We start from the raw sequence: 7149 nt of genomic DNA on the forward strand, positions 1-7149 counted from the left end.
GGCCTCATTTCTCGCTGCCGTCCAGATCAGATGCATCGCTCTCTGGGCTAAAATCTTGTGACGACACTATCTAAAGATTCTTATTGTATATTTCCGGATATATTTGCCATGTAACGTTTTCACGCTATTTCAACGCGTCAGCTCACGTTTGCGAAAACTGCAAGGGTGACAACCTTGATTCGCCAGCGCATTTCCGTAACATAAGTAGGTGTGTAAACGCTTACCCCCAAATGAAGGTACACAATGGCGACAATAAAAGATGTAGCCCGGCTCGCAGGTGTGTCTGTCGCTACGGTCTCTCGTGTGATCAACGACTCCCCCAAAGCCAGTGAAGCCTCACGCCTGGCGGTACGGACCGCAATGGAGAGCCTGAACTATCATCCCAACGCCAATGCCCGCGCGCTGGCGCAACAGTCGACGGAAACGGTCGGTCTGGTGGTTGGGGATGTCTCCGACCCTTTCTTTGGCGCCATGGTCAAAGCCGTTGAACAGGTGGCTTCCAGCACCGGCAACTTCCTGTTGATCGGCAACGGGTACCACAGCGAGCAAAAAGAACGTAACGCAATTGAGCAACTGATTCGCCACCGCTGCGCTGCGCTGGTTGTCCACGCCAAGATGGTGCCGGACGCCGAGCTTATCGCACTGATGAAACAGATCCCCGGCATGGTATTGATTAACCGCATCCTGCCCGGTTTCGAGCAGCGCTGTGTGTCGCTGGATGACCGCTACGGCGCCTGGCTGGCAACGCGTCACCTGATTCAACAAGGCCATACCCGTATTGGTTATTTGTGTTCCAACCACGCGATTTCCGATGCGGAAGACCGTCTGCAGGGCTATTACGACGCCCTCAAAGAAAATGGCCTGCCGTGTAACGACCGTCTGGTCACCTTCGGCGAACCGGATGAGAGCGGCGGTGAACAGGCGATGACCGAACTGCTCGGGCGCGGGAAGAATTTCACCGCGATCGCCTGCTATAACGACTCGATGGCGGCAGGTGCGATGGGCGTCCTCAACGATAACGGCATTAATGTGCCGGACGAAATCTCGCTGATCGGCTTTGATGATGTGCTGATATCACGCTATGTCCGCCCGCGTCTGACCACGGTGCGCTATCCGATCGTGACGATGGCAACACAGGCGGCTGAACTGGCGCTGGCGCTGGCAGAAAACCGCCCGGCTCCTGACGTCACGCATGTGTTCAATCCGACGCTGGTAAGACGCCACTCGGTGGTCGCGCCACAGGAAAACTAGAGCGTAAAGCGATAGAGGTGGACGGTCGTGTCCGGGTAATCGAGGCCGTCGCCGATATACTGCCAGCCAAAGCGCTCGTAAAAATCACGGCAGGCCGAGTAAAGATGCAGCTCGGTAAACCCCATCTCCCGCGCAGTCTCAATCACATGCTGCTGTAATGTCCGCGCCAGCCCTTGCCCACGAGCGGATTGCGCAACATAGAGCGCAGCCAGCCACGGGAACAGATCCTGACGGCTGATCAAATCGCAGCGCCACAGCCCCACAGTACCGAGCAACGTTTCACCGTCCACCAGCACAAAGGTCAGCGGCAGGTTACCCGGCGTCTGGCTGTGTTCAATGATGCTGGTGAAGAACGCGCGCGGCAGCGAGTCACCAAACTCGCGCCAGAGCCACTCGATCACCTGCTCCGCGTGCTGCGGCGCGGCATAGAGCGGAATCACTTTCACATTAATTTCCCCTGAAAAATCGGCACCGATTCAAACAGATAGCCGTCAAAATCCGGGGCATCTTCGTCCGAGAGTTCCAGCAAACTCTTTTTTACGTTTTCAAGATGCTGCCACATGGCCTGCCATGCGCCCATCACGTCGCGGCGGCGCAGCGCGGCCAGCAACGTTTGCCTGTCGCCAAGCCATTTCAGGCGATAGGGGCGGCTGGCGATGTGCACATTAAATTGCTGCCACAGCGGGCTGCTGTCCATGTGGTGCCAGACGCTCTCTACCGTTGCCAGCAGCATCTGGTTTTGCGAAGCGCCCGCCAGCACCAGGTGGAACATTTTGCTGTTGTCCTGGCTGGTGTCGTTTAGGGCAATCGCGCGCTGCTCCTGCTCAAGGATGCGGCGCAGATTATCGATATCCGCCCGCGTTGCCATTTTGGCGGCAAAGGCGGCGATGTTGCTCTCCAGCAACTGGCGAGCCTGCAGGATTTCAAACGGGCCAACATCGCTACTGAGGAAACGCTCTTCTTCGTTTTCGTGTTCCTGGGGAATACGCATCACATAAACGCCGGACCCCTGACGAATGTCGACGGTTCCCTGCAGTTCAAGCATTAAGAGGGCTTCACGGACAATGGTGCGGCTGACGCCATACTTTTCGGCAATATTGCGCTCAGGCGGAAGGCGGGATCCCACGGGGTAGTGCCCCTGGATTATTTGCGCGCGTAAATCTTCGCCAATTTCCTGGTACTGTTTCTTTTCCGGCGGGATTACAGCTTTTTCCACAATATCACCATCACCTGTACAAACCTTTAGTTGAATCTAAGGCCGGAGATCCCCCGGTCTTTCGGCGCGCTATCTTACCAAATTTAGTGCCTGATCGAGAACTTTCGCGCCATTTAAGGTGCCATACGCGACCGGATCGATCACATCGATGGGAATATTGTATTCGTCGGTAAGTTTCTTGTTTTCCGCGAGCTTGAAGCGCACCTGCGGCCCCAACAACACGGCAATAATCTCACCGCTGTGGCTGCCCAATTCATCGCGCAACGCCTGCTCGGCAATCGCGTAGATTTTCAGCTCAAGGCCGCGCTCAGCCGCGTTCTTCTCCATTTTGGTCACCACCAGTGATGTAGACATCCCGGCAGAGCAACACAGGACAATACGTTTCATCACAGCTCCTTATTTCCATTCATCATCAAGAGAGACCGTAAGCTGGCGTTCGTCGCTTAACCTGCGATACCAGGAGAGCGATTTTTTCGCCCGTCGGTCACGATTGTTTTGCACATCGATTTCCACCAGCCCGTAACGGTTTTTGAAGGCGTTCATCGGCGAAACGTTGTCGGTAAACGCCCAGAGCATATAGCCGTGGCAATTGGCACCCTCCTCCCGTGCACGCAGCGTCTGGTAGAGGTGCTCGGCAATAAAGGCAATTCGGTAATCGTCTTCAATCATCCCATCGGCATTGCGAAACTGCCCTTCGTTTTCCACCCCCATCCCGCTTTCCGCCACAAACCACGGGATGTTGCCGTACTCGTTTTTAATGCGCATCGCCATGTCGTAAATAATGAATGGCCCGATTTCCCAGCCTCGCGACTTGTTCATCCTCCTGCCGGGTAGTTCAAACGGCTCATAGTAGTAAGCAGGATGGAAAGGTGTCTCCGGATGCCAGGCGCGGGAAGGCGCTTTAACACGGTGCGGGTAGTAGAGATTGATCCCGAGCTCATCAACAGTGTTGTCGCGAATGATCGCCAGTTCTTCTTCGGTGTAGTCCCAGCTCACCTGATGCTTCTCCAGCACCGCAAACAGTTCCGGCGGATACGCACCTTTCACCATCGGGTCAAGGAACACGCGGTTATAGAACAGATCGTACATTTCGGCCGCATGCAGGTCGTGCGGCGCACGGGAGCGCGGATAGGTGACTTCCGGGTTCAGAATGCAGCCCACGGTTCCCACATAACCCTTCTCGCGAAACAGTCTCACCACTTTCGCCGTGGCCAGATTTTTATGGTGATTCCACTGCATCCAGGTACTGGTGTTCTGCTCATACGGCCAGCGCAGCGCATCCAGATAGACCCTGGTTTGCACCACAATGGGCTCGTTAAAGGTGAACCAGCGCGTCACCTTCTGGTGAAAGCGTTCAAAGACTTTTTCGACGTAGAGCAGATACAGTTCGACGACCTTTTTCGACGCCCAGCCGCCGTAGGTTTCCAGCAGATAACCGGGCAATTCGTAATGTTCCAGGCAGATCATCGGCACGATGCGCTGGCGCGCCATCTCGTCAAACAACTGGTCGTAGTACGCCGCATACTCTTCATCCACGACGCCATTTTCATAGTCGGTCAGAAAGCGCGACCAGTTGATGGAAGTCCGATAGTGCGTCAGCCCGGCCTGCTTCATCAGCTGCACGTCTTCACGAAAACGGTGGTAAAAGTTGGTTGCCACCGCCGGGCCGTAGCCCTCATGCCAGACCTGTCTGTCGTTTTTGTACCAAAGGTCGGGCCATGAATCCTGGCCCTCTTTTTTGCCGCTCCAGCCCTCGGTTTGCCAGGCTGACGCCGCCGCGCCAAGAATAAACGACGGCGGGATGGTGAGTGTTTTCGTGCTCACGTCAGACTCCTTTACGCGTTTTTCGCCATTTCAGTTGACTCAGCCTGCAGTTGCGCCTGCTCCGCACGGCGGGAAGCAATCTTCACAAAAGGCAGGTAAATAATGATTGAGGCCAGAATACACACCAGTTGCGTGACCACCGCGCCCATCGAACCGGCGGTGGAAAGCCAGGCGTTGATCAGCGGCGGCGTGGTCCAGGGCACCATCACCACGGCTTTGCCCGCAAACCCGGTGACCGTGGCAAAGTAGCCGATCGAGCCGGTCACCAGCGGGGTGATAATGAAGGGGATCGCGAGGATCGGGTTGAGCATGATCGGCATACCGAAAATTACCGGCTCGTTGATGTTGAAGATGCCAGGGCCGATGGAAAGCTTGGCGATCTCCTTCATCTCTTTGCGCTTAGTGGCGATCATCACCGCGATCAGCAGGCCAATCGTCAGGCCAGAGCCGCCGATACTCATATACACATCCCAGAACGGCATGGTGATGATATTCGGCACCTCTTTGCCCTGCTCGAAGGCAGACATGTTGACCGTGATCGCTCCCAGCAGTAGCGGTTCGCGGATCGGCTTGATCATCTGGTTGCCGTGGATGCCGATGACCCAAAACAGCTGGGCGACAAACATCAGCAGCAGGATACCCGGCAGGCTTTGCACCACGCGCTCCAGCGGCTGTTGCACCACCTGATAGACTGCATCGTAGAGATACATGCCGGTGAGCTGATGGAAGACAAAACCAAAGGTCGCGATAACGGTGGTGGTGATAATGGCCGGGATCAGCGCAGAGAACGACGCCGAGACGTTAGGCGGCACCGTGTCCGGCATTTTGATTTTCAGCCCTTCACGGGTTTCCAGCCAGCAGTAAATCTCAACCGAGAGAATCGCGATAAACATGCCCAGGAACAGGCTGCGGGTGTCCGAGAACTGACGCAGCAGCACATCTTTCACCACGTGCATTTGGCCATCGACCAGCATTTCCACGGTTGTAGGCGTCACACAGATAAAGCAGATCACCGCCAGCAAACCGGGGAACAGGGTTTTGATGCCGTTGATACGCCCAAGTTCGATACCAATCAGAAACACCGCGCCGATATTCAAAAAATTGAGCGTGGCATAGTTGATGGCGCTGGTAATCGGCTTAAGCGCCGCCAGGAACGACAGAGCATCAAAGCTGGCGAGGCCGTTTTTCGGATCCAACACCATGTTGGAGATAAGGACAGAGAAGGCACCGACGATAATGACCGGCATCAGGGTAATAAAGGAGGCCTTGATCGCCATGATATAGCGATAGCTGTTGAATTTGGTCGCGAAGCTACCCAGAGAATCGATTAACTTTTCCTGTAGAGCCATGAGAGGTACCTCATTAAAAGGGCTTTTTTATGGTGTCAGGTATACAGCTCAATACCTTTTGGCATACCAAAAATAGCCATCAGCGGGAAATAGTTCTGTGATTAAGGTCGCAACACTGCATCTGGTATTCCAGATTTGCCATATTTGCAAGATTTGGCATACCACCTTATAAAAACCAGGGATTTCCTTCTCTTACATGAAAAACGTGATCGATCCGGTTTTGTCTCTCCACCGCCCCGCTGCGTTTTGATGAATGTGATAAAATACTGGCCCTTATGTGATACAGGATCAGGTCATGGCGACTATGCTGGATGTCTCACTGCGCGCGGGCGTCTCCAAGGCCACGGTATCGCGCGTGTTGAACGACACAGGTCAGGTAAAAGAGAGCACCCGCAAACGGGTTTATCAGGCGATGGAAGAGCTAGGCTATCGGCCTAATATTCTTGCTCAGTCACTGGCAACCCGAACCAGCAATAACATTGGCCTGGTGGTCTCCACCTTCAATGGTTTCTATTTTGGTCGTCTGTTACAACAGGCATCGCGTCAGGCAGAAGCCTATGGCAAACAGCTGATTGTGACCGACGGACACGATGCGCCCGAACGCGAAGAGCTGGCGGTGCAAATGCTGGCCGACAGACGCTGCGATGCCATCATTCTGTACACCCGCTTTATGAGTGAAAAGGCGATCATCCGCCTCATCGACACCACCCCGATGCCGCTTATCGTGATAAACCGCGAGGTGTTTCAGGCGCACGATAAATGCGTCTTTTTCGAACAGCAGGATGCGGCGTTTCAGGCGGTAGACTACCTGGTCACTCAGGGTCACCACGATATCGCCTGCATCACCGCGCCCATTCACACGCCAACCGGCAAAGCCCGCCTTATGGGGTATCGCAAGGCACTGGAAAAACACGGCATTCGCTGGGATCCGGCGAAAGTGAAATACGGTGACTCATCCATGTCGCGCGGCTATGAACTGTGCCAAGAGCTCTTACACGAGGGCGTGACGTTCAGCGCGCTGTTTGCCTGTAACGATGATATGGCGTTGGGCGCTTCGAAGGCGCTGTATCAGGCGGGGTTACGTATCCCGCAGGATATCTCGCTATTTGGCTTTGATGACGCCCCAAGTGCCCGATGGCTGGAACCCGGCTTATCCACGGTCTATCTGCCAATCGACAATATGATCACCACGGCTATCGATCAGGCGATTCGTCTGGCAAATAAAGAGACGATCGAAGCCATTCCACCGTTTACCGGCACGCTCGTGCTGCGCGAATCAGTCACCACCGGGCCGTTTTTTTAAGAGGTAAGCGAGTCTTACCTCTGACCTATTTACCCAAACGGCGCTTATAGCAAGGTCGTTGGAGCGCATCAAAATTCTCGCACTTATTATTAGGGAAGGTGCGATTTAATCGGTGGGGTTCAGTGGAGTCCTTAGCTGTATTAGCCTTACCTTAGCTGAGCTGTATTATCTCTCTGTAAAACGTATACGATCACTTTGTACTGGTG

Annotated in this window: 7 protein-coding genes; 2 read left to right on the forward strand and 5 right to left on the reverse strand. The window is 54.6% G+C overall.

The genetic code is table 11. The features are described 5' to 3' along the window. Positions 1-243 precede the first annotated feature (243 nt). A complete protein-coding gene (galR, locus tag ACSZPU_RS21570) occupies positions 244-1251 on the forward strand; it encodes an HTH-type transcriptional regulator GalR (protein WP_499002994.1) in 1008 nt (335 codons plus the stop codon). On the opposite strand, the gene ACSZPU_RS21575 is transcribed toward galR, so the two are convergent. The 5 genes from ACSZPU_RS21575 to ACSZPU_RS21595 all read right to left on the reverse strand — a co-directional run bounded on the left by ACSZPU_RS21575 (position 1248) and on the right by ACSZPU_RS21595 (position 5640). After that, on the reverse strand, positions 1248-1697 hold the full coding sequence (locus ACSZPU_RS21575) for a GNAT family N-acetyltransferase (protein ID WP_499002996.1): 450 nt from the start codon (positions 1695-1697) through the stop codon (positions 1248-1250). The genes galR and ACSZPU_RS21575 overlap by 4 nt on opposite strands. Further along, positions 1694-2467, reverse strand: a complete 774-nt coding sequence (locus ACSZPU_RS21580; RefSeq protein ID WP_437433698.1) for a GntR family transcriptional regulator — start codon at positions 2465-2467, stop codon at positions 1694-1696. Before ACSZPU_RS21580 ends, ACSZPU_RS21575 begins: the two co-directional genes overlap by 4 nt. Before the next feature lie 69 nt (positions 2468-2536). Next, a complete protein-coding gene (locus ACSZPU_RS21585) occupies positions 2537-2854 on the reverse strand; it encodes a PTS sugar transporter subunit IIB (RefSeq protein ID WP_499002997.1) in 318 nt (105 codons plus the stop codon). 9 nt (positions 2855-2863) lie between these two features. Further along, positions 2864-4291 carry a glycoside hydrolase family 1 protein gene (locus ACSZPU_RS21590; RefSeq protein WP_499002998.1) on the reverse strand — a complete coding sequence of 476 codons (1428 nt, stop codon included), beginning with the start codon at positions 4289-4291 and terminating at the stop codon, positions 2864-2866. Between the two features lie 11 nt (positions 4292-4302). After that, on the reverse strand, positions 4303-5640 hold the full coding sequence (locus ACSZPU_RS21595; protein ID WP_499003000.1) for a PTS sugar transporter subunit IIC: 1338 nt from the start codon (positions 5638-5640) through the stop codon (positions 4303-4305). Between the two features lie 295 nt (positions 5641-5935). Here ACSZPU_RS21595 and ACSZPU_RS21600 point away from each other — a divergent pair, with 295 nt between their 5' ends. Further along, positions 5936-6943 carry a LacI family DNA-binding transcriptional regulator gene (locus tag ACSZPU_RS21600; RefSeq protein WP_499003001.1) on the forward strand — a complete coding sequence of 336 codons (1008 nt, stop codon included), beginning with the start codon at positions 5936-5938 and terminating at the stop codon, positions 6941-6943. Positions 6944-7149: the final 206 nt, after the last annotated feature.

The sequence above is a fragment of the Phytobacter sp. V69 genome (genome assembly GCF_965644215.1).
Lineage (GTDB): Bacteria > Pseudomonadota > Gammaproteobacteria > Enterobacterales > Enterobacteriaceae > Phytobacter.

Bases quoted from the DNA above. Each gene is read 5' to 3' on its own strand.
- ACSZPU_RS21585 (WP_499002997.1), bottom strand. From the start codon at position 2,854: ATGAAACGTATTGTCCTGTGTTGCTCTGCCGGGATGTCTACATCACTG.
- ACSZPU_RS21595 (WP_499003000.1), bottom strand. From the start codon at position 5,640: ATGGCTCTACAGGAAAAGTTAATCGATTCTCTGGGTAGCTTCGCGACC.
- galR (WP_499002994.1), top strand. From the start codon at position 244: ATGGCGACAATAAAAGATGTAGCCCGGCTCGCAGGTGTGTCTGTCGCT.
- ACSZPU_RS21600 (WP_499003001.1), top strand. From the start codon at position 5,936: ATGGCGACTATGCTGGATGTCTCACTGCGCGCGGGCGTCTCCAAGGCC.